Genomic DNA, 25,362 nt, shown 5'->3' with positions numbered 1-25,362 from the left:
CGGAGCGAGGTCATCATCAAGCACAGTCGGACTCGTGCCTCATCCGCGCCCGGAGCGAAGCGAGGACGTGGATGAGTGCTATGGAGTACCGGCAGCTGGGTGACTCCGGCCTCACGGTCAGCGTGGTGGGACTGGGCTGCAACAACTTCGGGCGGCGGCTGGACGCGACCCGGACGGACGCTGTCGTGAACGCCGCGGTGGATGCGGGGATCACGCTGTTCGACACCGCGGACATCTATCACGGACCGCACGGGTACAGCGAGGAGCTGCTCGGCAAGGCGCTCGGCAGCCGCCGTGACGAGGTGGTGGTCGCGACCAAGTTCGGCGGTGACATGCAGGGTGTCAACGGCCCGGACTGGGGGGTCCGCGGTTCCCGCCGGTACATCCGCAAGGCGGTCGAGTCGAGCCTGCAGCGGCTCGGCACCGACTGGATCGACCTGTACCAGCTGCACGTCCCGGATCCGGTCACCCCGATCGAAGAGACGCTAGCAGCGTTGTCCGAACTGGTTGCCGAAGGCAAGGTCAGGTACATCGGCAGCTCCCAGTTCGCGGCCTGGCAGGTGGTCGACGCCGACTGGACCGCCCGGTCCAACGGCCTGGAGCACTTCGTCAGCGCGCAGAACCAGTACTCCCTGCTCGAGCGTGACGTCGAGGACGAACTGGTCCCGGCCTGCGAGCACCTCGGCATCGGCATCCTGCCGTTCTTCCCGCTCGCGTCCGGCCTGCTCACCGGCAAGTACAAGCGCGGTGAGGCGGCGCCGGAGGGCACCCGGCTGGCGACCCAGCCCGAGCGGCTGGCCCAAGCGGACTTCGACAAGATCGAGGCGCTGGAGACGTTCGCGGCCGAGCGCGACCTGACCCTGATCGACGTCGCGATCGGTGGTCTCGCGGCGCAGCCCGCGGTCGCGTCGGTGATCGCGGGCGCGACCAAGCCGGAGCAGATCGAGCAGAATGTCGCGGCCGGGCTGTGGGACCCGACCGCCGCCGACCTCGCCGCCCTGGACGAGCTGACCCCATGACACTGATTCTGCTGCCGCCGTCGGAGGGCAAGACCGGACGGACTCGTGGCCGCGCGGTCGACCACTCGTCGCTGTCGTTCCCGGAGCTGAATCCCGTCCGCGAGCAGGTCCTCGACACGCTGGCGAAAGTGTCCGCCTCCGCCGACGCGTACGACGTACTGAGTGTCGGCGCCTCGCTCCAAGGTGAGGTCGACCGGAACACCCGCTGGCGGACGGAGCCGGCGGTGCCGGTGTCGGAGCTGTACTCCGGCGTGCTGTACGACGCTCTCGGCTACGCGACGCTGTCCGCTGGCAGCAAGCGCCGGGCCGGCAACCGGCTGCTCGTCGTGTCCGCCGCCTGGGGTGCACTACGGATGGCTGACCGCGTACCGCCGTACCGGCTGTCGATGGGTACGACGTTGCCCGGCCTCGGACCGCTCGCGTCGGTGTGGCGCGACCCGCTGGCCGCCGTACTCGCAGAGGCCGACGGGGTGATCGTCGACTGCAGATCGTCCACCTACGTGGCCGCCTGGCGACCGACCGGTGACCAAGCTGCCAAGTGGGTCTCGGTGAACGTCGTCCGCGAACGCAACGGCGTCCGGTCAGTCGTCTCGCACAACGCCAAACACACCCGCGGACTGGTCGCCCGGCACCTGCTGGAGTCCGGCAAAGATCCCGGCACCCCCAAGTCCCTGCACAAACTGGTCAGCGAGCGCTGGAACGCAGAACTCGACCGCACCGGCGCCGGCTGGACACTGACCGTCGTCGAACACGACTGATCGAAGTCGGCCAAAGGTTGCCATCGGCATCTCTGTGTAAAGATGCACCGCCCTGGCGTTTCGGCACCGTGAAGTGCCGTAAACGGCAGATGTCAGCGGGACGAACTAGCGCTGATGGCCGGAATCTTGACACCGCCCGGTGGGCGGCGGACGCTCCGAAGAAGAGCAGTTCCGGCGTTCTCGCCGTGGGTGATGGCGAGGCTGCAAAGGGGGAAATCATCATGCGGATCAACCGTGTCGGCGCTGACATCAGTGTGCTGAGTGATCAGCTTCCGGTGCCTGGAATCGGCTTCCTGCCGATCAACGCGTTCGTTCTGCTCGCGGCCGAGCCGCTGGTGGTGGATACCGGGTTGAGCCTGCCGGACCGGGGTTTCATGGATGCGCTCGGCTCGGTCGTCGATCCGGCCGACGTGCGGTGGATCTGGCTGACCCACCCCGACCGCGACCACACCGGCTCTCTGTTCGACTTGCTCGAAGCGGCACCGCAAGCGCGCCTGATCACGACCTTCATCGGCGCGGGGATCATGTCGACCGAGCGGCCGCTGCCGATGGACCGGCTCTACCTGCTGAACCCGGGACAGTCGCTCTCGCTGGGGGATCGGACGGTGACCGCGTTCCGGCCGCCGTTGTACGACAGCCCGGCGACCGTTGGCTTCTACGACGACCGTTCGCGGGCGTGCTTCAGTTCGGACTGTTTCGGCGCGCCGATGCCGACCGCCGAGCTCGCCGACTGCGGTGACGTGAGCGACGCTCCGAGTGACGCGCTGCGCGGCGGACAGCTGCTATGGGCAACTCTCGACAGTCCCTGGGTGCACAACGTTGACCAGGAAGCGTTCCGGCGTACCATCCAGCCGCTGCGGGAGATGGATCCGGAGGTCATCCTGAGCACTCACTTGCCGCCGGCCCCGAGACATACCACCGAGTTCCTGGACCTGTTGGAGACGGCACCGCGCGCTGATCCGTTCGTCGGACCGGATCAGCGCGCCCTGGAGGAGATGCTGGCCGGCTTCGAGCCGGCCGGAGCCGCCCCTGCAGCGACCTGATCGGCAGGCGTTCACACGGCTTTCATCCGTGAGTGGTTTCTCACCGCGCGTGATCGGGGAAGGCTGAGGGCAGCACGTCAGGGGGGATCCGCCCGACCCTTCGGAGGCCTGACCGATGCGACGTTTCACCACTCTTGCGATGACTGCTGTCGCCGCTGCGACGGCGTGGGTTCTGAGTGCCGGCCCGGCACTGGCCTACCCACCGACGCCTCCGTCAGCCAGTACGGCGGCCAGCCAGCTCGCGAGCCTGAGCGTGAAGACCGAAGGCTCGACGACGGGCTACAGCCGCGACTTGTTCCCGCACTGGATCACCCAGTCCGGCACCTGCGACACGCGCGACCAGGTGCTCAAGCGCGACGGCAGCGGCGTCACGGTCGACAGCCAGTGCGAGCCGACCGCCGGCCGCTGGTACAGCGTGTACGACGCCACCTGGGTCGTGGGCGACTCGTCGGTCGACATCGACCACATCGTCCCCCTCGCCGAGGCCTGGAAGTCCGGCGCGAACACCTGGAGTACGTCGCGACGTCAGCAGTTCGCGAACGACCTGAGCGTCTCGCAGCTGATCGCGGTGTCGGCGTCGAGCAACCGCTCGAAGGGTGACAAGGACCCGTCCGCGTGGAAGCCGCCGAACGCCTCGGTGCACTGCATCTACGCTCGCGAATGGATCTGGGTGAAGCACACCTACAGCCTGTCGCTGCAGTCGGCCGAGAAGACCGCCCTGCAGCAGATGCTCGGCACCTGCTGACCTCCTTACGTCCGAAGAAGTGGTGTGACGTCTGCACAGTTCTTCGGACGTAGGGGGAGAGGTCAGGTGTCCTCGAGCAGGTGGCGGCGCTGGGCGTGGATGCCGGCCTGGAACCGGGTCCGCGCACCGAGCGTCTCCATCAGCTCGGCGACCCGGCGCCCGACCGTCCGGCTGCTCAACCCGAGCTGCCGCGCGATCGCGTCGTCCTTGAAACCCGCGGCCAGCAACGTCATCAACCGCGCGTCGAGCGGATCCGTCTTCGCCGGCGCTACCACCGGCACGGCCTGATCCCACAACAGCGTGAACATCTCGATCAGCGCGTCCAGCAGCGCACACGGATGGACGACGAGCGCGCTGTCGACCAGCTGGTCGACCGCCAACGGCAGCAGCGCGGCCTTCCGGTCGAAGACGGCCAGTTTCATCGGCACCTGCGGATGCATCCGGGACGTCTCCCCGGCATCGGCCGCGCTGTACGCCTGGTCCACGCCACCCGGTACGTCGAGGGAGTCGGGAGAGTAAATGCCCTGGACAACGACACCCTCGTTGAGCAGTCCGCGCACTCGCGTGTCCGACTCGTCCACCCTCGACGCGTACGGCGGCCGGTCGAGGACCAGCAACTGCTCACGCGTCCCGTTCAGCAACTGCGCGAACCGGGCCGCGATCGCCTCCTGCCCGACGATCACCTCGACCAGGTTCTCCGGCCGGTGCTGCTCCTGCGCCCGCAGCTCGGACAGCAGCACCCGCGCTTCGGCGCGCACCCGATCCAGCTCGGCCCGCCGTACGGCGACCAGCGCGTCGACCGCGACGTCCGGACGGGTCGGCAGCAGGCGCGGCGGATCGTCGGAGGTCGTCGTCAGCAGTCCGAGCTGCTCCAGCCGCTCGACCGCCGCGATGACCTCCTTCTCGTCCCGGTCGAGACGCTTGGCCAACTCGGGGAGATCGCACCCAGGCGCGGACAACAAACCCCGATACACGTCCTCATCAGCCGGTTCCACCCCCAGCGATTCCAGCATCAAACCTCCCGCGCGACCGGATCCCGGACAGGCTATCTCGTCGCCCGGATGCTGTGGATTCGTTTTCAGTCGGCTGGCGACTTCGCGCCATGTCCGACATAGGTCAGCGAAGTCTCTGGTGCGAGCGCCCCCCGAATGGGGTACGACTAGCTGAGCAGGGCGCGCGCGGACCGGACAGGGGACGCCCGGTCAAGCCTCAACGCGCGCGCCCGCGCCTCTCCTGCCCTTCGCCCTCAGGTAGGCCCGCCAGATCACCCGCTGCAACACCAGCGTGACCACCCCGGCCGCCGTCATCCCGCCGAGGTTGATCCCGAGCTGCGCCGCCGCGCCGCCGATGTGCTGCGGTGCCCACAACGCGACCGACAGCGCCAGGTCGCCGGCGGCGGGCACCGTGGTGACCGAGATGAACACGCCGACCAGGGCGTTCGCCCGTCCGGCTGTCTGCGACAGCACCCCCGCACACCCGGCCAGTACGGCGACCACCGCCGACCACCTGTCCGGACGCCAGATGAACCCCGTCAACGGCCGAGCGGCAGTCACGTCGCCGACGTCGATCCAGCCGACCGCCCTGGCCAGCAGCGCCGCGAGAGTGGTGAGCACGATCGCCAGCACAAACCCCAGCACCAGCAGCAACGCGGACCGCCAGGTCAGGCCGAGATTCCGCAGCGCGATGCCGACGGCCACCGCGGCGACCACGCCGAACTCGGGCCCGACGACCATCGCTCCGACGACCAGGATCGACGAATCGGTGACCACGGCAACGGCCGCGATCATCGTGGCCAGCGTGAGGAACGCGTAGTAGACCCACGACCCTTTGGCCTCGCTGTACGCCTGGTCGACGACCGCGTCCCAGATGACCGCGTCGTCCGGTGCACCCGGCGCCGCCTTCTCGGTCCGGCGGGCGTTCCGCGACGGCGCCGCGGCGACCTGCGCCACGGCCACCGAGCCTTCGTCGTACAGGCCTTGTGCCTTGAGCCAGGAGAGAATGTCCGACGTCGCCTCCCGGGTGACGTCGCACTCGATCACGTCACCGGCCGGCCGGTGCGCCGCCCCGGGCAGCCGGACGATGCTGGTTACCCGCGGGTCATCGACGAGCGTGTCCAGGACGCGCTCGCTGCGAACCGGTGGGACGATGAGACGAAGGTGCATCACGGGCCATATGGTCGCAGGTCGCCGGTCACCTTCCGGTCACGGCCGGAGCGCTGTCCGTGCCGATGCACCCCCGGATATGGTCCACTGACGCACCGAATCCAGGGAGGCACAATGAGTGATAGCGCCAGCGCCAGCGCCGCACCGAAGGCCGGTGAGCGCCCCGAGCTGAAACGGGTCATGGGCCCGGGGCTGTTGCTGCTGTTCGTGGTCGGGGACATTCTCGGTACCGGCGTGTACGCGCTGACCGGCAAGGTGGCCGGAGAGGTCGGCGGCGCGGTCTGGCTGCCGTTCCTGTGCGCCTTCATCGTGGCGCTGCTGACCGCCACCAGCTATCTGGAACTCGTCACCAAGTACCCGCGGGCCGGTGGCGCCGCCGTTTACACTCACAAGGCGTTCGGCATCCACTTCCTCACCTTCCTGCTCACCTTCGCGGTGATGTGCTCCGGCCTCACCTCGGCGTCGAGCGCGTCGAAGGCGTTCGCGGCGAACTTCTTCTCCGCCGCCGACATCGACCCCGAGCGCGGCTCGCTGCTGATGATCACCTCGCTCGCGTTCATGAGCCTGATCGCGCTCGTCAACCTGCGCGGCGTCGGCGAGAGCGTGAAGGCGAACGTCGTGCTGACCTGTGTCGAGCTGTCCGGCCTGCTGATCGTGATCGCGATCGGCGTCTGGGCGATCGGCAGCGGCGACGGCGACACGTCCCGGCTGACCGAGTTCAATGTCCCGGAAGGTGACACGGCGTTCGGCGCCGTGACCGCGGCGACCGCGCTGGCGTTCTTCGCGATGGTCGGCTTCGAGGACTCGGTGAACATGGCCGAGGAGACCAAGGACCCGGTCCGGATCTTCCCCAAGATCATGCTGATCGGCCTGTGCGTCACCGGTGTCATCTACGTCCTGGTCGCGATCTCGGCGGTGGCGCTGGTGTCGCCGGAGGATCTGAACAAGGGATCCACACCGCTGCTGAAGGTGGTCGAGGCCGGCGCACCGGGCTTCCCGCTCCAGATCTTCGCCTGGATCACGATGTTCGCGGTCGCCAACTCGGCGCTGATCAACATGCTGATGGCGAGCCGGCTCCTCTACGGCATGTCGCACGAGCAGGTCCTGCCCGGTCCGCTCGGCCGCGTCCTGCGCCGGCGCCGCACGCCGTGGGTCGCCATCGTCTTCACCACGCTGCTTGCGTTCGCACTGATCGGGTTCGCCGACCTGGCCGCGCTCGGTGGTACGACGGCCTTCCTGCTGCTGTGCGTGTTCGCGATCGTGAACGTCGCCGTCCTGGTGCTGCGCCGGGACCGGGTGGAGCACAAGCACTTCCACGCACCGACCGCGCTGCCGGTGCTCGGCGCCGTACTGTGTGTCTACCTGGCCAGCCCGCTGTCCGGACGGGCCGCGGCGGACTACAAGATCGCCGGCTGGCTGATGGTGATCGGTGTCGGGCTGTGGGCGATCACCTGGCTGCTGAACAAGTACGTGTTCAACCGGCACGCCGACTTCGACCCGAGCCACATCGATCCGAGTGGTCCGGTGAACTGACCGGCAGGAGTGCCGCGACGAGGACCGTGCCCAGGGCCGTGAGCCCGGTGGCGACGGCGATCCAGCCGAGTGCGGGGTAGCCCGCGCCGGCATCGATCGCCAGCCCGCCGAGCCACGGCCCTGCGGTGATTCCGACGTTGAACGCGGAGAAGTTCGTCGCGGTCGCCAGCGTGGGCGCGTTGCCGGCCAGGCTGAAGACGCGTGCGTTCAGCGCCGGGTTGGTCGCGAAACCGAAGCCGCCGAGCAGGACGATGACCGCGATCGCGACGACCGTGCTGGCCGCGGTCAGCGCGAGGATCGCGGACAGGATGCTCAAGCCGGCGACGCCGGTGAAGAGGGTGTGAAAGGGCTGCGCGTCCGCGGTCCGGCCGCCGAGAGTGATGCCGATGAACGAGCCGAGACCGTACAGGGCGAGGACACCGGGTACGGCGCCTGGGGTCAGCCCGGTCGTCTGGATCAGCAGCGGAGCCAGGTAGCTGAAGACGACCAAGATGGCCGTGGTGACCAGCGCGGTGGTGCAGAACGCCAGCCAGAGCCGCGAGTTCGCGAGTGCGCGGACCTCCTCGCGTAGGCGCGGCCTCCGGTCAGGGTCGGGACGGCCCGCGGGGATCGTGGCGAGGACGCCGGCCATCGCGAGCACGCACAGTCCGGCGACGCTCCAGAACGCTGTACGCCAGCCGAGATGCTGGCCCATCATCGTGCCGGCCGGGAGCCCGACGATGGTCGCGATGGTGAGACCGCCGGCAACGATGCTCATCGCCCGCGCCCGAGAGTTGGCCGGGACGAGCGCGACCACGGTGACCGCGGCGACGGACCAGAAACCGGCATAGACGAAGGCGCCGATGACGCGGGTGACGAGCAGTACGGCGTAGTTCGGGGTGAGCGCACCGCCGACGTGCGTCAGCGCGAAGATGCCGAGGAAGAGCAGCAGTGCCGTACGCCGGGACCAGGTGAGCGTGACGACAGCGAGGACGGGTGCGCCGACCAGCATGCCGACAGCGAAGGCGGAGATGAGCAGTCCGGCCGCCGCCGGGATCGAGACGTGGAGGTCCGCTGACAACTCGGGGAGGAGCCCGGCCAGCATCAACTCCGACGTGCCCTGAGCGAAGATGCTCAGGCCGAGAACGTAGACGGCAATCGGCATCGCGATTCCCCCACACACCAGCCGCTCGAATCCGGCCCCACCCCAGAGACCTTTCAGGAACCGTGAGTATCGCAGAGGTCACCCTCCGCTGTCGCCGAGCCCGACCACAGTTTGAGACTTGGGGCGGTACGGCATCGTGGGGGTATGGACGAGCGAAGCGAGTTCATCATCAAGCACAGCGCGTGCCGAGTCTCATCCGCGCCCGGAGCGAAGCGAGGACGTGGATGAGCTCTCAGACTCCGGCGAAGCGGACCGGACGGACCGTCGACACGGCCCGGATCGGCAGCGGGCTGAAGTTGCTCGTCCTGCTGGTCGGCCTGATGTGGCTGAGCGAGTTCGTCGACACGGCGATGAACGGCGCTCTCGATCGGTACGGGATCATCTCGCGCGACTCCGAGGGCCTGCTCGGTGTTGTCACCGCGCCGTTCCTGCACCTCGGGTTCGGTCACCTGATCTCGAACACACTGCCGCTGGTGACGCTGGGGGCGCTGATCGCCATCAGCGGCGCGGCGCGGCTGTTCGCGGTGACCGCCATCGTCACGGTCATCGGCGGATTCGGGACCTGGCTGGTCTCACCGCCGAACACGATCACGATCGGCGCGAGCGGGCTGGTGTTCGGGTTCGCGGCGTACCTGATCGCGCGGGGCATCTTCAACCGCCGGCTCAGCCAGGTGCTGGTCGGCGTCCTCGTGGTGCTGGTCTGGGGGAGTGCGCTGCTCGGCGGTCTGCTGCCGCAGGACGGCATCTCCTGGCAGGGGCACCTTTTCGGTGCGATCGCCGGTGTTCTCGCCGCGTGGGTCCTGGCCGAGGATCGCCCGAAACGCGTCTAACCCAGCGTCGTGGGGTCGGTGTTCGCCCCACAGACCACGACCACGACCCGCTCACCACCTGCGGGTTTGTAGACCCCGGAGGCCAGCGCGGCGTACGCGACGGCCGCGCCGTGCTCGACCACGAGATGATGCTCGCGCCACAGTTCATTGCGGGCCGCAACGATTGCTTCCTCGTCCACCAGCAGTGAGGTCAGGTCATACTGCTCGGCCGCGGCGAACGCCAGATCGCCCAGCCGCCGGCCGCCCAGCGAATCCATCGCGACACCCCCGACGGGTCCATCGACTGGTCCGCCGGCCGCGAGGGCACGGTGAAAGGTCGGCGCGAGTTCAGGCTCGACGCCGATGACCCGGGCGTTGTCGCCGATCGCCGTCGCGATACCGGCGATCAGCCCGCCACCGCCGACCGCGACGAGCACGGTGTCGAACATGCCGGCCTGCTCGAGCAGTTCGAGCCCGATGGTGCCCTGCCCGGCGACGACCTCCGGCTGGTCGTACGCGTGCAGCAGCAGGGCCCCGGACTCGTCTCGTGCTTGCAGGGCCGCCTGGTACGCCTCGGCGTACTCGTCTCCGGTCTGGATGACCTCGGCCCCGAGAGTGTCCAGCTTGGCGACCTTCTGTCTGGGCGTGGTCACCGGGACGAAGATCCGGGCCGGTACGCCGAGTTCGCGCGCGGCGTAAGCCGCCGCCAGGCCGGCGTTGCCACCCGAGGCCGCGACGATGCCCTGCCCGGTGAGCTCGCCGTTCTCCTTCGCGGTGAGCAACCGGTTGAACGCGCCGCGCGGCTTGAACGACCCGGTGTGCTGCAGCAACTCGAGCTTGAACGTCAGGCCCGGCGCCACCTGGATCACCGGCGTACGTCGTACCCGCCCGCCGATCCGCTCCGCCGCCGCCCGCACGTCCTCGAGACTTACCGTCATGGCTCAACCCTGCCACGATGATTGGTGAGGAGGTCGAGGATGGGTGCTTACGAAGAGAGTTACCGGCAGAGTCTCGAGGATCCGGAAGCCTTCTGGCTGGCGGCGGCCGAGGCGATCTCCTGGACCCGGCCACCGACGCGGGCGCTGGACAACTCCCGCGCACCTCTGTACCGGTGGTTCCCCGACGCCGAGCTGAACACGTCGTACAACGCTCTCGACCGGCACATCGAGGCGGGCAACGGTGACCGGACCGCCTTGGTCTACGACTCACCGGTCACCGCGACCAAGCGGGCCCTGACGTATCACCAGTTGCGGGACGACGTCGCGGTGTTCGCCGGGGCACTGCGGTCGCTCGGGGTCGGCAAGGGCGATCGCGTCATCGTCTACATGCCGATGGTGCCGGAAGCTGTCATCACGATGCTCGCGTGCGCACGGCTCGGTGCGATCCACTCGGTCGTCTTCGGCGGCTTCGCACCGAAAGAGCTGGCGGCCCGGATCGACGACGCCACGCCTCGGGTCATCGTTGCCGCGTCCTGCGGCATCGAGCCGACCCGCGTGGTGGAGTACAAACCGATCATCGACGCCGCGCTCGAACTCAGCCGGCACCAGCCCGAACACACGATCGTCCTCCAGCGCGAGGCCGCGCTCGCGAAGCTCGGCGACCGCGACCTGGACTGGTCCGAGCTCATCATCGGAGCCGAACCCGCCGACCCGGTCCCGGTGGCGGCGACCGATCCGCTCTACATCCTCTACACCTCCGGTACGACGGGGAAGCCGAAGGGCGTGGTCCGCGACAACGGCGGCCACGCCGTCGCACTGTCCTGGTCGATGCGCGCGGTCTACGACATCGGACCGGGTGACGTGTGGTGGACGGCATCGGACGTCGGCTGGGTCGTCGGCCACTCCTACATCGTCTACGCACCGCTACTGGTCGGCGCGACGTCGGTCCTCTACGAAGGCAAGCCGGTCGGTACGCCGGATGCCGGAGCATTCTGGCGGGTGATCTCCGAGCACGGCGCGAAGGCCCTGTTCACCGCACCGACCGCGCTGCGCGCGATCAAGAAGGTCGACCCGTCCGCCTCGGAGCTGGCGAAGTACGACCTCGGCAGCTTCCGCACGCTGTTCATGGCCGGCGAGCGCCTGGATCCGGAGACCTACCACTGGGCGCACGAGCACCTCGGCGTACCGGTGGTGGACCACTGGTGGCAGACCGAGACCGGCTGGCCGATCGCGGCCAATCCCCGCGGTCTCGAACCGTTGCCGGCCAAACCCGGCTCGGCCACTGTCCCGATGCCCGGCTGGAACCTGCAGATCCTCGACGCCGACGGCACCCAGCTGCCCGCGGGGCAGGAAGGCGCGATCGCGATCAAGCTGCCGCTGCCGCCGGGTGCGTTGCCGACGCTGTGGGGCGACGACCAGCGCTACGTCGACAACTACCTGAGCCGGTATGACGGCTATTACCTGACCGGCGACTCCGGCTACCTCGACGAGGACGGGTACATCTTCGTGATGGGCCGCACCGACGACGTGATCAACGTCGCCGGACACCGGTTGTCGACCGGCAGCATGGAGGCCGTGCTGGCGGCGCATCCTGCGGTCGCCGAGTGCGCGGTGATCGGCGTACACGATGCGTTGAAGGGCCAGCTCCCGCGTGGTCTCGTCGTACTGAAGGCCGGAGCCGACATCTCCGAAGAGGTTTTGCGGGACGAGCTGGTGGCCGCGGTACGACGCGACATCGGGCCGGTCGCGGCGTTCCGGGACGTATCGGTGGTGGACGCACTGCCGAAGACGCGGTCGGGGAAGATCCTGCGCAAGACGATGCGCGGCATCGCGGACGGGCGGGACGAGCCTGTCCCGTCCACGATCGAGGATCCCGCCGTACTGGAGGCGCTGCGCCCGGTCCTGCGTCAGTCCGACTAGGCCGTGTCTGGCAATTCCCCGCCTAAGCGAGGAAGTCCAGCACCAGCGGGCCGGCCGTGGTGTGGAACTCGTGGAAGTAGGCGTGCCGCGCGCCGTGGATCAGCTCGGCGCGGGCCCCGGGGATGCGGTTGGCGAGGAGCGGCGCGTTGGCGGCCGGGCTGAAGACGTCATCCGAGCCGTGCAGGATGAGCGTCGGGGCGGTGATGCTCGGTAGGCCGTCCCACGCGTCGTGCTTGTTGCTCGCGACCAGGTGCCGTGCCTTCGCGTACGACGGCATGTTCCGGTCACCGAGGACCGGGTGCGGACCGGGGTTCGCCGCCAGCCAGGCCGGCGTGTACATCAGCTCGAGCAGCACCCGCCCCGTCCGCTTGGGGTCGGCGAGCGCGCGGCGGATCTCCTGGCTTCGCTCGTACCCGTGCGCCGCGCCAGGCGACGTACACCCGAGGACGAGCGCGTTGACTCGGTCGGGGTGGTTGATCGCGACCCACTGCGCGACCCGTCCGCCCATCGAGGTGCCGTAGACGTGTGCCGCGGCCAGCCCGAGATCGTCCAGTACGGCGACGACGTCGTCGGCGAACCCGGGCGTGCTGTAGACCTCGTCCGGCTTGTCGCTGTCGCCGGTACCACGCCAGTCGAGCGTGATCGTCCGGTACGACGCCTCGAAGTCGGCGCGGACCGGGTCCCACCAGGTGTGGTTGTTGGACTGGCCGGCCAGCAGGACAAGCGGTTGCCCCTCGCCACGGACCTGATAGGCGATGCGCTGACCGTCGGGCGTTGTCGCATGGGGCACGGGAGCAGTCTGCCTGATCCGGTCGTGTCCAGGCGGCGGGTTAGGCTCGGGGCATGCGAGTGGTGATAGCGGGTGGACACGGGCAGATCGCGCTGCGGCTGACCAAGCTGCTGGCCGCCGACGGGCACGACGTCGTCGGGCTGGTCCGCAACCCCGACCACGAAGGTGACATCACCGCCGCCGGCGGACAGGCCGCCGTACTGGATCTCGAGCAGGTCGACTCGCGGACGGTCGCCGAGGTGCTGGCGGGTGCCGACGTGGCGATCTTCTCCGCCGGCGCGGGACCGGGCAGCGGGAAGGCGCGCAAGGACACGGTCGACCGCGCGGCTGCCGCACTGTTCGCCGACGCGGCCGAGCAGGCCGGCGTACGGCGGCACATCCAGGTCGGCTCGATGGGCGCCGACCGGGCTGACTCGCTGACCGACGACGAGGTGTTCACCGTCTACCTGAAGGCGAAGAAGGCCGCCGAGGACGACCTGAAGCGGCGCGACCTCGACTGGACCATCCTGCGACCCGGCAGCCTCACCAACGACCCGGGAACCGGCCTGGTCCGGCTCGAGGACAAGACCGGCAACGGCCGGATCAGCCGCGACGACGTCGCCCTGGTGCTGGCCGGACTCTGCGACACCCCGGCCTCGATCGGCCGGACCCTCGAACTCGTCGCCGGCCAGACCCCGGTGACCGAGGCTCTGAAGAATCTCTGACGTTGCCACAAGCAACAGAATGTGACGGTTATGGGCGACTCTCTCCGGCAGGTGCACTTCGAGCGCCTGGCCAACAGCAGCTACGAGGTCCGCAACGCACGGGGCGGCAGCATCCGCATCGGTTCCGGTGGTGAGGACACCGACTTCACGCCGGTCGAGCTGCTGCTCGCCGCGATCGGGACCTGCTCGGCGATCGACGTCGACGTGGTGGTCAGCCGCCGCGCCGAGCCGACCGAGTTCCGCGCGGTCGTCCGCGGCGACAAGATCCGCGACCCCGAGGAGGGCAACCGGATGGAGAACCTCGCGGTCGAGTTCACCATCCGCTTCCCCGAGGGCGAGGACGGCGACAAGGCCCGGGAGGCGCTCCCGCGCGCGGTGAAGATGTCGCACGACCGCCTCTGCACCGTCAGCCGCACGGTCGAGCTCGGCACCCCGGTGACCACCACAGTCGACGAGACGACCTAGGCCAGAAACTCACTGACCGGCCGCAGCCGGGTCCGAAGGATGGCCTGCGTTCGCTTGCCGTCGAGGCGGACGTTTGACGGCGGGCCGGGGGCGAACGGCAGGGCGTGAGGATCGAGTCCGTCGCGGGCGGCGATGAGGCGGCCGAGCTCGAGGCGGGTGACTGCCTCCGGTCCGGCAACATGGGCCGCCCCGCGGACGTCGGATACCAGGAGCTCGAGCAACGCCGATGCCAGGTCGGTCACGTGGACGGGGCACCGGATGTTGCCGGTGTAGAGGGCTCCTGGCTCACCGGTGGCCAACGCGTGCACGAGTCGCTCGGTGGACGACGTGCGATCCGACCCGATGATGAGCGACGTACGGGCGATGACAGCGGTGGGATCGATCGCCCGGACGACCGTCTCGGCGGCCGCCTTCGCCGCGCCGTACGGCGTCACCGGGCAGGGCATCGCGTCCTCGTCGTACGGCTGGTCGCCGCCGCCGAAGACCACGTCGGTCGAGACGAAGACGATTCGGGTGCCGCGAGCTGCCCGTGCGATGTGGGCCGTACCGTCGGCCGTGGTCGCCCAGTCCGACTGCTGGAAGGCGGCGTGAATGATGCCGTCCGGCCGGACCTTGCGGATGACGTCCTCGACCTCACCCCGCTCGCGGACATCCATCCGCACCCCACCCGGCACTGGAACTCTGTAGTACGTCGGTACCACCTCGTGCTCGGCCAGCCGCACAACCTCGCTCCCCAGCAGCCCGGCGGCCCCAGTGACGAGCACCCTCACGCCTCCAGGCTACGCGGACGTCCCGGAGCTCTGTTGCGGACCTCGGTAGGGGAGGGTCTGGGAGTAGACGAGGTTGGTGGTGGTGCTGCCGAACTCGGTGAGCTCGTTGACCAACTCCTCCAGGTGCGGCATGGACGAGGCGGCGACCTTGAGGGTGTAGCAGTCGTCGCCGGTGGTGCGCAGGCACTCGAGGATCTCGTGGCGTTCCTTCAGCAACCGGTGCAGCGGCTCGTGCTTGTTGCCGGGGTACTTCAGCCGTACGACGGCCAGCACCGGGTAACCCACCTTCGTCAGATCCACCTCGGCCCGATAGGCGGTGATGACCCCGGTCGACTCCAGCCGGCGAACCCGCTCGGTGGTCGCCGACGCGCTGAGGTTCACCCGCCGGCCCAGTTCGGTCAGCGAGATCCGCGCGTCGTTCTGCAACTCGGCCAGGATGGCCCAGTCGGTTGAATCGAGACTCTCGGTCATACCGCGAATATACCGCTGATTCCACGGCAGAATCCGTCGTACGCCGGGAGGATTCCCTTCAAAACTCGGCCTGCGCCCGGATAGCCTGAACGGCGTGGAACTCGGTGTGAATGTCCCCAACTTCGGCCCCGGTACGAACCCGGCCCGGCTGCGCGACTGGGCCCGAACGGTCGAGGGCCTCGGCTACGACCTGCTGATGGTCTCCGACCACGTCGCCATCACCCCCGACGTCGCGGAGCAGTACCCGGCACCCTTCTACGAACCGTTCACCACCCTCAGCTGGCTGGCCGGCATCACCGATCGGATCCGGCTCGGCACCACCGTGCTGATCGCGCCGTACCGCCATCCGTTGCTGGTGGCAAGGATGGCGGCGAACCTCGACCAGCTCAGCGGCGGCCGGCTCGTCCTCGGCGTCGGAGTCGGCTGGGCGCGGCAGGAGTTCGAGGCCCTCGGCGCCGACTTCGACCGGCGCGGCCGGCAGACCGATCTGATGCTGCAGCAGGTTCGCAGCGCCTGGGAGAACGACAAGGACTACGGCGGCGGGAGCATCCCGCTGTGGGTCGGCGGCCGCAGTACGGCGGGACTTCGCCGGGCCGTCCGTCACGGCGACGCGTGGCACCCGCTCCGGGAGCGGCTCGACTGGTTGCGCACGGCAATGGATCGGCTCCGGCAGATCGCGGCCGAGGAAGACCGTCCGGTGCCGGAGTTCGCACCCCGGATCCTGCTCCGGCTCACTCAATCGCCCCTGCCGGGCGACAAGCGGGTCGCGGGTGAGGGTTCGCTCGACCAGGTGCTGACCGATCTCGACGTACTCGGTGAGCTCGGCGCGCGGAGCGTCGTACTGGATCCGTTTTCCGGAGATCCCGCCGAGACCGAACGGCCCGAGGCGGCCTGGCAGGCGCTCGCGACCATCGCGGCGCATCGATGACAGGAGAACACGTGACCCCCGAAGCAGAAGGCTTCCTGCGCCGCGCGATCGAGCTGGCCGCGGCGGCGCGCCGATCCGGCAATCCGCCGTTCGGCTCGCTGCTGGTCGGCCCGGACGGGACGGTGCTCGCCGAGGAACAGAACTCGACCATCTCCGACGGGAACATCAGCTTCCACCCGGAGCTGAAACTCGCGGTCTGGGCGGCCCGTGAACTGGATGCCGACACGGCCGCGGCGACGACCATGTACACGAGCTGCCAGCCGTGCCAGATGTGCTCCGGCGCGCTGGCCCGGTCCGGACTCGGCCGGGTCGTCTACGCGCTGTCCGGTGAGCAGCTCGACGGACTCAAGTCCACCGGCGGCTTCCCCGCCGTACCGCAGGAAGGTCCTGCCCTGTACGACGAGGCGAAGGTGCCGGTCGACGGGTACTACGCGTAGACCGGCACCCGCTCAGGATCAGATCGGGCCGAGGCAGAGGGTGTACCTCTGCGAACCGACCTCGGAGGTGTACGCCGCCTCGTAGCCGGGGAACTGCGCACACTGCGAGTCGTCGATCGTGTTGTCGAGCTTGCCGACGACCTTGTACTCCGCCTCGGACGAGGCGCAGTCGACGACGTCCACCTCCGGGCTGGTCGCGGAGCCCTTGTTCACCACACACGAGCCGACCGCGGCCTCGGACGGGGTGGTGATGTTCAGGTTGATCACCACGATCGTCGCGATCAGCGCGATCGGCAGCAGCAGCATCGCGATCGCCGGGCGCTGGATCAGCGGCTTGCCCGGATTCATCGGCCGGCCCGGCGCACCCGGAGCCGGCTCCGGCAGCTTGCGGAACTTCGCCCAGGGCTCGAGGTTCATCAGCATGGTGATCGGGTTGACGATTGCCGAGCCGATACCCCACCAGCCCTGCCACAGGCTCTTCGCGGTCATGTCGCGCACAGACGCGATCCCACAGGTGCGGCAGAACGGACCCTGCAGCTTGAGGAACCGCATCACCACGATCATGCCCTGGTGACCGCGCACGGTCGCCTGCACCGCCGGGATGCCACCACAGAACCGGCACTGCACGGTCGCCTGCGGCATCGGCTGCCCCTGGTGCTGCGGGAACTGGCCTTGCTGCGGGAAGGACTGCCCCTGCTGGGGGAATGACTGGCCTTGCTGCGGTGCCTGCTGCGGGGACGGCTGCTGCTGGTACTGCTGCGGCGGCTGCTGACCGTGCTGCTGACCGTGCGGCTGGGTGTACTGCGGGAACTGCTCCGGCGGCGGTCCGTAACCACCCGGTTGGCCGGGGTACGGGTTCTGCGGGGGCTGGGGAGGGGATGTGGTCACGGACGCTTCCTGAAAGACGATGACGGAACAAGACGAACCACCGCACCTTACTCACCCCGGTGGTCCATCCACCCGCCCGGTGTGAAACCTTGACGCCATGCTCACCATCGGTCCGCTCGAGCCGTCCGACCGCGCCGCCTGGCAGCAACTGTTTGCCGGGTACAACGAGTTCTACGGCCGCACGATGCCGGCCGAGTTCTACGATCAGGCCTGGACCAGATTCCAGCTGGGCAACGAGATCCACGCCCTCGGCGCCCACCTCGACGGCCGGCTGGTCGGCATCACGCACTTCCTCACCCACGCCAGCACGACGTCGCCGGACTCGTGCTATCTGCAAGACCTCTTCACCGCGCCCGAGGCCCGGGGCCAGGGTGCCGCCCGCGCGCTGATCGCGGCCGTCACCGACTGGGCGAAGGACCGCGGCTGCGGCCGGGTCTACTGGTCCACCCAGGAGTCGAACGAGACCGCCCGGCGTCTCTACGACCAGGTCGCCGAGAACCGAGGCTTCATCCTGTACTCGATCCCGCTGTGAGCACGGCCGTCACCCGCATCCTCAACACGCTCCCGCTATAGGCCGGGCAGGCCGTCAGCCGCCGTACTGACTGGCGAGCTCAGTGCCGAGCCTGGCCAGCTCCGCCTGCACCGACGGAGGGTCGATCACCTCGATCGACCCACCCCAGCCGGCCAGGTGCTGGGCGATCATCAACGGTGTCGGCGCCGTCACCTTGATCCGCACCCGGTCGCCCTCGCGCCCGTCGACCTCGCAGTGCCGGCCGAGCCGGCCCTGCATCACCCACAGGTGCCGCTCGTCCATCAGCACGGTCGCGGTGAGGCCGGAGCGCCGTTCCTCCATCTGTTCGACGATCTCGCTCCACGCCGCGGACAGGTCGAAATCGGCCGGCCGCTCGAACGACTCGTCGGTCAGCTCAGCCGACACCACTCGCTCGACCCGGAACGTCCGCCGGCCTTTCGGCGTACCTGCGATCAGGTACCAGATCTCGTCCTTGTCCACCAGGCCGAGCGGATCGACCACCCGCTCCGACTGCTCCCGCCGGCGTCCTGCATAGACCAGCCGCACCTTGACCCGTCGTACGACGGCATCCTGCAACCGGCGGACCAGCTCCGGACGCTCCTTCGTGTGCTCACCCCAACGCGCGGGATCGATCACGACCGCTTCGGCCGCCGCCTCGGCATGCTCGCGGAACGTCTGGGGGAGGGCGCGCACCAGCTTGCGCAGCGCCGCCTTCGCGTCCGGCGCGATCGATGCGGCCGGACCGACCAGCAGGAACAACGCCTGAGCCTCCCGCGCGCTCAGTCCACTGAGATCCGTCCGCGCGCCGCCGATCAGCTGCCAGCCGCCGTTGCGTCCCGGCTGTGGATAGACCGGGATCCCGGCCGTCGACAGCGCCTCGAGATCGCGCCGCGCCGTCGCGACCGAGATCTCGAGCTCCTCGGCGACCTCGGCCGCGGTGACCCGGCCGCGTGCCTGCATCAGCAGTAACACCGCCACCAACCGATCCGCACGCACCCGCCCATGCTCGCAGACAAACCGCTCAACTGCTGAGCACTTATCCCGGCCACGGAACGTCGCTGAAGCACCACGGAAAATCAGGTCGATCCGCCGGCGTCCTCCACTGCGACAGTAAGGACATGAGCACCCAGTCCGACGCCGATCTGCTGCGGAACATCGCCGCGGGGGACGAGTCGGCGCTGCGGCAGCTCTACGACCGGCACGCGGGCTGGCTGCTGCTCCGGCTGAATCGGCGCTGCGGCAGTCAGGAACTCGTGGCCGGCGCGTTGCAGGACACATTCGTCGCCGTCTGGCAGTCAGCCGGGCGGTTCCGGGGCGAGGGTGACGTGGCGGCCTGGCTGTGGGGCATCTCGATCCGGCGACTCATCTCCGCGCTGCGCGGTCACCCGGCCGCCGATCCGCTCGGCGATGACGTCGTCGGCGCCGCCGTACCGGTCGTCAACAGCGCGGAGGACGAGCTGCTCCGGGGAGTCGAGTACGGCGACGTCGGTCGCGCACTCCGGACGCTGCCGCCCGAGCTGCGCGCGACTTTGCAGGCAACGGTGATCGACGGGCTCACCACGAAGGAGGCGGCCGTGCTGCTCGGCATTCCCCAAGGCACTGTGAAGAGCCGTCTCCGAGTAGCCAAGAGCCGGCTGCGCGAGCAGCTGATGCCGAACCCGGACCGGAGGATCTGATGAACTGGCACCTCGGTCCCGAACTGCTGGACCGCTACACCGACGGCGATCTCGACCTGGCCCGGCAATCCGCGGTCGAGACACATCTGCTGGCCTGCGCCGACTGTCGTCAGCTGACAGCTGCCAAGGCTCCTCAGGACCTGCTCGCCGACATCTGGCAAGGCGTGCGGATCGCGACCGCCCAGCCGCGGATGCCCTGGCCGCTCCGACTGTTGCGCAAGCTCGGCCTCCGCGAGACCGACGCTGTCGTCCTGCGCGCTTCCAGCTCGCTCTACCGGCCCTGGCTGCTGTCGCTTGTCGGCGCGTTCGTGATCGGCGTCGGCGGAACGATGATGCCGGCCGTGGAGCAGCGCGCGTTCTATCTGCTCTTCGCTCCGTTGCTACCGGCCACCACCGTCGCGGCGGCCTATGACGGCACCGACCCCATTCGCGAACTGGCCGTGGCCACACCGTTCAGCAAGCTGCGCATCGCCTTGCTCCGAACGGCGTCCGCAGTCGCTGTCGCGCTGCCCGTCGTACTGCTCGCGGGCCTTGTCCTGCCCTTCGTCGGCGCGGACGCGTTCGCCTGGCTGCTGCCGTCGCTGACACTCACCGTGCTCGCACTCGCGCTGCTGACCTGGTGGACCGCGCCGGTGACGGCTTGGGTCGTCGCCGTCCTCTGGCTCTCAGCGGTCGGCATCCTGCGGTCCGTCGATCAGCTCAGTGCGGTCGACACCCCCTTCGCCCAACTGGCCTTCGCTGTCGCAGCCCTCCTGGCGCTGGCCGCTCTCGCCATCCGGCTGACCTCACATCACGCACCAGGAGGCTACGCATGAGTTCCCAAATCGCCGTCCTCGACGGCGTCACCAAGTCGTACGGCGGTACCGAGGTGCTGCACCGCACCGATCTCGGCTTCGACCGCGGCGTGATCGGCCTGCTCGGCCCGAACGGCGCCGGCAAGTCGACCATGCTCCGGCTGCTGGCCACCGCGATGCCGCCGACCACCGGCCGGATCGTGGTCAGCGGCCACGACGTCACCGGCGGGATCGCCGACCGTACGGCGGCCCGTCGCCGGCTCAGCTACCTGCCGCAGGACGTCGGCATCCCACGCCGGATGACCAGCTTCGGGTTCCTCGACTACATCGCCGTACTGAAGGAATGGAACGACACCGACGCGCGGCATCGTGAGGTCGACCGCGTACTCGGCCTGGTCGGGCTGGCGGATCGGCGGACCAAACGCGTGTCCGCGCTGTCCGGCGGGCAACGCCGGCGCCTCGCCCTCGCGCAGGCGTTGATGGGCGATCCCGACCTGGTCGTGCTCGACGAGCCGACAACCGGTCTCGATCCGGAACAACGGGCCTCGTTACGCGGTGTGCTCTCGTCGTACGCCGATCGAGGCGCCGTACTGCTCGCGACCCATCAGACCGAGGACGTCTCCGCGTTGTGTGACCGGGTGATCATCCTCGACGAGGGCCGGATCCGGTTCGACGGATCGGTGTCGTCGCTGATCGCGCTGGCCGACGGGCAGGTGTGGATCGGCGCCGAGGTGAACCCCGGGGCGTTGTCCTCCTGGCGTACCGGCACCGGGCAGGTGCGATCCCTCGGTGGCGTCCCCGAGCCTGGAAGCCGCCCGGCCGAACCAGCGGTCGAGGACGCGTACCTGCTGGTCCGGACGTCCGCCATGATCGGAGAGCCGCGATGACGACCACAGCTGCGATTGGTGCCAGGCCCTCGTCGATGCTCGGTCAGCTGGCACGCAAGGAGATCGCTCGCTATGCCTCGCATCCGCTCTTCCTGGTCGGCGTCGCGCTGGTCGCGCTGACCTCGATCGGCAAGCCGGACGGCAACATGTCGGTGCTCGGCAACGTGATCGCACCGGCCGCGGGCCTGGGCGTGATCGGACTGCTCGTGATGGCGTCGCTGACCCGGACGTCCGACCAGCTGGCGACGGCCGCCGGCGCGGCCGTGGTGAGTGAACGGACCCGGACAATGGGTCTGGTCTGTGCGTTGATCGTGCCGTTCGCCGCCGGTCTGTGCTGGCTCGGCTGGGCGATCTGGGCATATCGCCACTGGCCGCCGCCGGCCCATGGAGCGCCGTTCGGCGGGATCGGCGACGGCTGGGTCCTCGCGAACCTGGTCGCGCTCGGCCTGATCCCGTCACTCGGCGGACCGATCCTCGGGCTGCTGACCGCGCGCTGGCTTCCGCGTCGCGGTGCGGCACCGCTGTTCGCCGTGCTGCTGGTGGCCGAGACCATCGTCATGCAGGGCCTGTTCGAGCCGCTGCGCTACATCCGGCTGGTCGTGCCGTGGACCCCGTTCGCCGGACCGTTAGGCGTACCCGGTGACGCCGACCGGATGGTGATCCTGACCGGGGCGCCGCAGTGGTACTGCGTGTATCTGGTCGTGCTGTGTGCGCTGGGCGTCGTACTCGCGCTGCTGCACGATCCTGAGCGTCCCCGGCGTCCGTTGCTGATGGCCCTTGGCGTGATCGCCGCGATCGCGGTGGTCAGCGCCGTACTGGCGATCACTACAGGGGTGCAGGACGTCATGATCAACCCGCTGCCGTCACAGCCATGATCCGCTACGCAGCCCGCGCCGTTCCCTGGGGACTCCTGGGGACCGGCGCGGGTTTCACGATCGCGCTGCTCCTGCTCGTGGAGCAGTGGCCGTACACCTTGTGGCCGTTGCAGGGGGCCGCCGTTGGGTTGCTTGCGGCAACAGTCGTCTGGTGCTACCCCGAGCCGGCCGCCGCGGTCGTCGACACGTTGCCGCGTGGTCTCTGGTGGCGTACGACGGCACGCTCGGCCGGTGCCGTCGCGGTGCTGGCGTTGTGGCTGGTAGCCGTCCGGGCCACGCGGCCTGGGTACTTCGGACACGCTGAGGACGTGGCCTGGCAGGGGATCGCGCTCCTCGTCGCCGCTGCCGGGTTGCTCACCTGGCAGCGGTCGCGCGGCTCCACCGGTCCGGCCCGAGCGGTGTCGGCCGGGATCGTCGGAGTCGCTCTGTTCGTCGCCTTGGCCCGGCCGTTCGCCGACGTCGTACCGGTGTTTCCGTACACCGCCGGAGACGACTGGACGACCAGCCGGGTGCTCTGGGTCTCGCTGCCCCTGGTGGTCGGCGTGATCAGCCTGGTACGCCCTCGCCGACAAGGCCGTCGATGGACTCGCGGATGAGATCGGCGTGGCCGCTGTGGCGCGCGTACTCCTCGATCATGTCGACGAGGATGTAGCGCAAGCTCGCTGACCGGCCGTTGCGGGAACGCTTCGCGAGCTGGTCGATGCCGCCGGTGGCCAGCGCCTCCTCGACCGCCTTGCGAGAGCGCTCGACCGCGTCCTGCCACAGCGTCATGAGCTCCTCGGGGGAGTCGTCGGCGGCGCTCTGCCACTCCCAGTCTGGCGTCGCATCCCAGTCGACGGCATTCCACGGTGCAGGGAGCTCGCGGTCGTGCAGCCGGCCGGTGAAGTACTCGTCCTCGACCAGCGCGAGGTGCTTGAGCAGGCCGCCCAGCGTTACCTTCGACGGCGGATGCTCGGCGGCGAGACCATCGGCGTCGAGGCCGCCGCACTTCCACGCGAAGGTCCGGCGATTACGCTCCAGCGCGCCGAGCAGGGTGTCGATCTCACTGCCGGCGATCGGCGGTTCCTGGAGAATTCCTCGTCCATCCGGGCAGGCTACAGTCTGTTCCGGACGGTTCTCTTCCGGAATGGTGGGGACGATGGCGTACGACGTGAGCCCGACGGCACGGACGTTGATGGTGCTCGAGCTGATCCAGAACAGTCCGGGGATCACGGCTGACCAGCTCGGGGACAAGCTCGGGGTGTCCGAGCGGGCGGCCCGGCGGTACGTCGCGATCCTGCGCGAGGCCGACGTACCGATCGAGTCCGTCCGCGGCCCATACGGCGGTTACCGGCTGGGACGGGGACTGCGGTTGGCGCCGTTGATGTTCACCCCCACCGAGGCGCTCGGGCTCGTGATGGCCGTGCTCGAGAGCCCACGTGGCGCGGACGATCCGGTCGAGAACGCGCTCGGCAAGATCATCCGGGTGCTGCCCGAGTCGATCGCCCGCTCGACGGACGCCGTACGGCGGGTCAGCGCCCGCGGACCCGATCCGGGCGCACGGACACCCGACCCCGAGATCACGGCGCAACTTGTCTCCCACAGCACCGCCCAGCACCGCGTGCTGCTGTCCTACGAGCGCTGCCCGGGGGAGAGCTGGACGATGGACGTCGACCCGTGGGCGGTCGTCGTCCGCCGTGGCCGGTGGTATCTGCTGTGCTGGTCGCACGCCAAGTCCGCGAAGCGCGTGCTGCGGGTCGACAAGATCAGACAGGTCGACGGTCAGGACGCGACCTTCACGCCGCCGGACGAGCTCGACCCGCTGGCGGCGGTGGAGGAACACCTCGCGCTGGGCTGGAAGTACAAGATCGAGGTCGTCATCGACGCACCGCTCGCGGACGCCGCGCACTGGATCCCGCGAAGTATGGGCCGGCTGGAGGAGATCGACGCGGACCACACCCGCCTGATCGCCAGCACCGACGAGCCGGACTGGTACGCCACTCAGCTCACCGCGATCAAGGCGCCGTACCGGATCCTCGGCGCACCCGAACTGCGGGAAGCCGCCCGCGCGCTCGGCCGACGACTGCTGGAGGCAACCAACAGTGAATGAGGTCGAGTTCGCCGGGGAGATCTGGTACTGGCGCGGGCCGGCGCCGTGGTACTTCATCACCGTGCCGGAGGAGGAGAGCGCCTACTTCGAGGCGGAGTCGAACTTCGTCACCTACGGCTGGGGGATGATCCCGGTCCGGGCCGAGATCGGGGACAGCGCGTGGGACACCTCGATGTTCCCGAAGGACGGGCGCTATGTCTTGCCGGTCAAGGCGGCGGTACGGCGGGCCGAAGAGCTCGACGACGGCGACGTACCGACCGTGCGACTGCGGTTGCGGAGCTGGAAGGTCTCCTGAAACTCGTTGCACGGAGAATGTCGGTGCCTTGGGTTAGCGTGCTTTGACACCCGGCAGAGGGAGGGAACGAGATGTCCACGTTGTCAGATCGGCCGAACACGGCACTGGTGGTGGTCGATGTCCAGAAGGGCGTCGTCGCCGAGGGGTATGAGCGAGACCAGGTGGTGGCGAACATCAGCACCCTCGTCGGCAAGGCCCGCGCCGGCGGCGTGCCGGTGGTCTGGGTCCAGCACAACAGCGAGCAGCTGCCGAAAGACAGCGACAACTGGCAGCTCGTCCCCGAGTTGTCGCGCGAGGAGTCGGAACCGCTTGTCCACAAGACGTTCGCGGACTCCTTCGAGGACACCGACCTCGAGGACGTGCTGGCGAAGGCCGGGATCGGGCGGATCGTCATCGGCGGTGCGCAAACCGACGAGTGCATCCGCTCGACCATCCACGGCGCCTTCGTCCGCGGGTACGACGTGACACTCGTCGGCGACGCCCACACCACCGAAGACCTCACCGAGTACGGCGCCCCGCCGCCGGACAAGGTCATCGCCCACACCAACCTGTACTGGCAATACCACCGAGCCCCCGGCCGAACAGCCGCCGTGGAGAACACCGCCGACATCACGTTCGCCAAGCCGTAGCCGGGGGACAGAACGGTCCCAGTAGCACTCACGTGTATGACCCTCCGCACCGTGGGCGCGG

General features: G+C 69.0%; 30 protein-coding genes. 20 read left to right on the top strand and 10 right to left on the bottom strand.

The window, feature by feature from the left end; translation table 11 throughout:
• Positions 1–71: 71 nt before the first annotated feature.
• From AB0F43_RS25140 to AB0F43_RS25125, 4 genes are all read left to right on the top strand, one after another.
• Entirely contained in the window at positions 72–1,019 is a 948-nt protein-coding gene (locus AB0F43_RS25140) for an aldo/keto reductase (protein ID WP_360481429.1), read from the top strand.
• A complete protein-coding gene (locus AB0F43_RS25135) occupies positions 1,016–1,777 on the top strand; it encodes a peroxide stress protein YaaA (RefSeq protein WP_360481426.1) in 762 nt (253 codons plus the stop codon). The genes AB0F43_RS25140 and AB0F43_RS25135 overlap by 4 nt, the downstream gene beginning before the upstream one ends.
• 221 nt (positions 1,778–1,998) lie before the next feature.
• Complete coding sequence (locus AB0F43_RS25130) at positions 1,999–2,820, top strand: MBL fold metallo-hydrolase (protein ID WP_360481424.1); 822 nt, start codon at positions 1,999–2,001, stop codon at positions 2,818–2,820.
• A 139-nt stretch (positions 2,821–2,959) separates the two neighbouring features.
• Positions 2,960–3,565, top strand: a complete 606-nt coding sequence (locus tag AB0F43_RS25125) for an HNH endonuclease family protein (RefSeq protein ID WP_360481421.1) — start codon at positions 2,960–2,962, stop codon at positions 3,563–3,565.
• Between the two features lie 62 nt (positions 3,566–3,627).
• Here the strand turns inward: AB0F43_RS25125 and AB0F43_RS25120 are convergent, their stop codons facing one another.
• Positions 3,628–4,578, bottom strand: coding sequence for a helix-turn-helix transcriptional regulator (locus AB0F43_RS25120; RefSeq protein WP_360481418.1), 951 nt, complete (start codon positions 4,576–4,578; stop codon positions 3,628–3,630).
• Positions 4,579–4,767: 189 nt separating this feature from the next.
• A complete protein-coding gene (locus AB0F43_RS25115; RefSeq protein ID WP_360482056.1) occupies positions 4,768–5,727 on the bottom strand; it encodes a DUF389 domain-containing protein in 960 nt (319 codons plus the stop codon).
• Between the two features lie 114 nt (positions 5,728–5,841).
• Here AB0F43_RS25115 and AB0F43_RS25110 point away from each other — a divergent pair, with 114 nt between their 5' ends.
• Positions 5,842–7,260, top strand: a complete 1,419-nt coding sequence (locus AB0F43_RS25110) for an APC family permease (RefSeq protein ID WP_360481415.1) — start codon at positions 5,842–5,844, stop codon at positions 7,258–7,260.
• Here the strand turns inward: AB0F43_RS25110 and AB0F43_RS25105 are convergent.
• Positions 7,202–8,404 carry a Cmx/CmrA family chloramphenicol efflux MFS transporter gene (locus AB0F43_RS25105; protein ID WP_360481412.1) on the bottom strand — a complete coding sequence of 401 codons (1,203 nt, stop codon included), beginning with the start codon at positions 8,402–8,404 and terminating at the stop codon, positions 7,202–7,204. The two genes, AB0F43_RS25110 and AB0F43_RS25105, sit on opposite strands and share 59 nt — an antisense overlap.
• A gap of 224 nt (positions 8,405–8,628) precedes the next feature.
• Between AB0F43_RS25105 and AB0F43_RS25100 the strand changes: the two genes are divergently transcribed.
• Positions 8,629–9,234, top strand: a complete 606-nt coding sequence (locus AB0F43_RS25100) for a rhomboid family intramembrane serine protease (RefSeq protein ID WP_360481409.1) — start codon at positions 8,629–8,631, stop codon at positions 9,232–9,234.
• On the opposite strand, the gene AB0F43_RS25095 is transcribed toward AB0F43_RS25100, so the two are convergent.
• The gene (locus AB0F43_RS25095) at positions 9,231–10,151 is read right to left on the bottom strand and encodes a serine/threonine dehydratase (protein ID WP_360481406.1); all 921 of its coding nucleotides are present in this window, start codon (positions 10,149–10,151) and stop codon (positions 9,231–9,233) included. The two genes, AB0F43_RS25100 and AB0F43_RS25095, sit on opposite strands and share 4 nt — an antisense overlap.
• 39 nt (positions 10,152–10,190) lie before the next feature.
• Here AB0F43_RS25095 and AB0F43_RS25090 point away from each other — a divergent pair, with 39 nt between their 5' ends.
• Positions 10,191–12,071, top strand: coding sequence for a propionyl-CoA synthetase (locus AB0F43_RS25090; RefSeq protein WP_360481403.1), 1,881 nt, complete (start codon positions 10,191–10,193; stop codon positions 12,069–12,071).
• 22 nt (positions 12,072–12,093) lie between these two features.
• Here AB0F43_RS25090 and AB0F43_RS25085 read toward each other — a convergent pair whose 3' ends face one another.
• The gene (locus AB0F43_RS25085) at positions 12,094–12,861 is read right to left on the bottom strand and encodes an alpha/beta fold hydrolase (RefSeq protein WP_360481401.1); all 768 of its coding nucleotides are present in this window, start codon (positions 12,859–12,861) and stop codon (positions 12,094–12,096) included.
• 53 nt (positions 12,862–12,914) lie between these two features.
• On the opposite strand from AB0F43_RS25085, the gene AB0F43_RS25080 reads away from it, so the two are divergent.
• Both AB0F43_RS25080 and AB0F43_RS25075 read left to right on the top strand, forming a co-directional pair.
• Positions 12,915–13,565 (top strand): SDR family oxidoreductase, encoded by a 651-nt coding sequence (locus AB0F43_RS25080; protein ID WP_360481398.1) that lies wholly within the window; start codon positions 12,915–12,917, stop codon positions 13,563–13,565.
• Positions 13,566–13,595: 30 nt separating this feature from the next.
• Positions 13,596–14,030, top strand: coding sequence for an OsmC family protein (locus AB0F43_RS25075; protein ID WP_360481395.1), 435 nt, complete (start codon positions 13,596–13,598; stop codon positions 14,028–14,030).
• On the opposite strand, the gene AB0F43_RS25070 is transcribed toward AB0F43_RS25075, so the two are convergent.
• Together AB0F43_RS25070 and AB0F43_RS25065 are read right to left on the bottom strand one after the other, a co-directional pair.
• Positions 14,027–14,800, bottom strand: coding sequence for a sugar nucleotide-binding protein (locus AB0F43_RS25070; protein ID WP_360481392.1), 774 nt, complete (start codon positions 14,798–14,800; stop codon positions 14,027–14,029). The two genes, AB0F43_RS25075 and AB0F43_RS25070, sit on opposite strands and share 4 nt — an antisense overlap.
• 9 nt (positions 14,801–14,809) lie before the next feature.
• Positions 14,810–15,271: an Lrp/AsnC family transcriptional regulator gene (locus AB0F43_RS25065; protein WP_360481389.1), complete on the bottom strand. Its 462-nt coding sequence runs from the start codon at positions 15,269–15,271 to the stop codon at positions 14,810–14,812.
• 94 nt (positions 15,272–15,365) lie between these two features.
• On the opposite strand from AB0F43_RS25065, the gene AB0F43_RS25060 reads away from it, so the two are divergent.
• Both AB0F43_RS25060 and AB0F43_RS25055 read left to right on the top strand, forming a co-directional pair.
• The gene (locus tag AB0F43_RS25060; protein ID WP_360481387.1) at positions 15,366–16,199 is read left to right on the top strand and encodes an LLM class flavin-dependent oxidoreductase; all 834 of its coding nucleotides are present in this window, start codon (positions 15,366–15,368) and stop codon (positions 16,197–16,199) included.
• 11 nt (positions 16,200–16,210) lie between these two features.
• Positions 16,211–16,636: a nucleoside deaminase gene (locus AB0F43_RS25055; RefSeq protein ID WP_360481384.1), complete on the top strand. Its 426-nt coding sequence runs from the start codon at positions 16,211–16,213 to the stop codon at positions 16,634–16,636.
• A gap of 18 nt (positions 16,637–16,654) precedes the next feature.
• On the opposite strand, the gene AB0F43_RS25050 is transcribed toward AB0F43_RS25055, so the two are convergent.
• Positions 16,655–17,524: a toxin-antitoxin system, toxin component gene (locus AB0F43_RS25050; RefSeq protein ID WP_360481381.1), complete on the bottom strand. Its 870-nt coding sequence runs from the start codon at positions 17,522–17,524 to the stop codon at positions 16,655–16,657.
• Between the two features lie 97 nt (positions 17,525–17,621).
• Here AB0F43_RS25050 and AB0F43_RS25045 point away from each other — a divergent pair, with 97 nt between their 5' ends.
• Positions 17,622–18,056, top strand: a complete 435-nt coding sequence (locus AB0F43_RS25045; RefSeq protein WP_360481378.1) for a GNAT family N-acetyltransferase — start codon at positions 17,622–17,624, stop codon at positions 18,054–18,056.
• Between the two features lie 54 nt (positions 18,057–18,110).
• Here the strand turns inward: AB0F43_RS25045 and AB0F43_RS25040 are convergent, their stop codons facing one another.
• Positions 18,111–19,052, bottom strand: coding sequence for a WYL domain-containing protein (locus AB0F43_RS25040; RefSeq protein ID WP_360481375.1), 942 nt, complete (start codon positions 19,050–19,052; stop codon positions 18,111–18,113).
• A 122-nt stretch (positions 19,053–19,174) separates the two neighbouring features.
• Between AB0F43_RS25040 and AB0F43_RS25035 the strand changes: the two genes are divergently transcribed.
• The 5 genes from AB0F43_RS25035 to AB0F43_RS25015 are packed head-to-tail and all read left to right on the top strand — an operon-like array spanning position 19,175 to position 22,884.
• Positions 19,175–19,732 carry an RNA polymerase sigma factor gene (locus tag AB0F43_RS25035; protein ID WP_360481372.1) on the top strand — a complete coding sequence of 186 codons (558 nt, stop codon included), beginning with the start codon at positions 19,175–19,177 and terminating at the stop codon, positions 19,730–19,732.
• A complete protein-coding gene (locus AB0F43_RS25030) occupies positions 19,732–20,547 on the top strand; it encodes a zf-HC2 domain-containing protein (RefSeq protein WP_360481369.1) in 816 nt (271 codons plus the stop codon). The genes AB0F43_RS25035 and AB0F43_RS25030 overlap by 1 nt, the downstream gene beginning before the upstream one ends.
• Entirely contained in the window at positions 20,544–21,413 is an 870-nt protein-coding gene (locus AB0F43_RS25025) for an ATP-binding cassette domain-containing protein (RefSeq protein WP_360481366.1), read from the top strand. Before AB0F43_RS25030 ends, AB0F43_RS25025 begins: the two co-directional genes overlap by 4 nt.
• Positions 21,410–22,288, top strand: coding sequence for a hypothetical protein (locus AB0F43_RS25020; protein WP_360481363.1), 879 nt, complete (start codon positions 21,410–21,412; stop codon positions 22,286–22,288). The genes AB0F43_RS25025 and AB0F43_RS25020 overlap by 4 nt, the downstream gene beginning before the upstream one ends.
• On the top strand, positions 22,285–22,884 hold the full coding sequence (locus AB0F43_RS25015) for a hypothetical protein (RefSeq protein ID WP_360481360.1): 600 nt from the start codon (positions 22,285–22,287) through the stop codon (positions 22,882–22,884). The genes AB0F43_RS25020 and AB0F43_RS25015 overlap by 4 nt, the downstream gene beginning before the upstream one ends.
• On the opposite strand, the gene AB0F43_RS25010 is transcribed toward AB0F43_RS25015, so the two are convergent.
• Positions 22,835–23,500 (bottom strand): DinB family protein, encoded by a 666-nt coding sequence (locus tag AB0F43_RS25010; RefSeq protein ID WP_360481357.1) that lies wholly within the window; start codon positions 23,498–23,500, stop codon positions 22,835–22,837. The genes AB0F43_RS25015 and AB0F43_RS25010 overlap by 50 nt on opposite strands.
• On the opposite strand from AB0F43_RS25010, the gene AB0F43_RS25005 reads away from it, so the two are divergent.
• The 3 genes from AB0F43_RS25005 to AB0F43_RS24995 all read left to right on the top strand — a co-directional run bounded on the left by AB0F43_RS25005 (position 23,463) and on the right by AB0F43_RS24995 (position 25,301).
• Complete coding sequence (locus tag AB0F43_RS25005) at positions 23,463–24,377, top strand: WYL domain-containing protein (protein WP_360481354.1); 915 nt, start codon at positions 23,463–23,465, stop codon at positions 24,375–24,377. The two genes, AB0F43_RS25010 and AB0F43_RS25005, sit on opposite strands and share 38 nt — an antisense overlap.
• Positions 24,370–24,672, top strand: a complete 303-nt coding sequence (locus AB0F43_RS25000; RefSeq protein WP_360481351.1) for a DUF1905 domain-containing protein — start codon at positions 24,370–24,372, stop codon at positions 24,670–24,672. Before AB0F43_RS25005 ends, AB0F43_RS25000 begins: the two co-directional genes overlap by 8 nt.
• Positions 24,673–24,743: 71 nt before the next feature.
• Positions 24,744–25,301: an isochorismatase family protein gene (locus tag AB0F43_RS24995; RefSeq protein ID WP_360481349.1), complete on the top strand. Its 558-nt coding sequence runs from the start codon at positions 24,744–24,746 to the stop codon at positions 25,299–25,301.
• Positions 25,302–25,362 lie beyond the last annotated feature (61 nt).

The sequence above is a fragment of the Kribbella sp. NPDC023972 genome (assembly GCF_040639075.1).
GTDB lineage: Bacteria > Actinomycetota > Actinomycetes > Propionibacteriales > Kribbellaceae > Kribbella.
The sequence above is the reverse complement of the archived record's forward strand: the minus strand, read 5'-3'. Positions and strand labels throughout refer to the sequence as shown.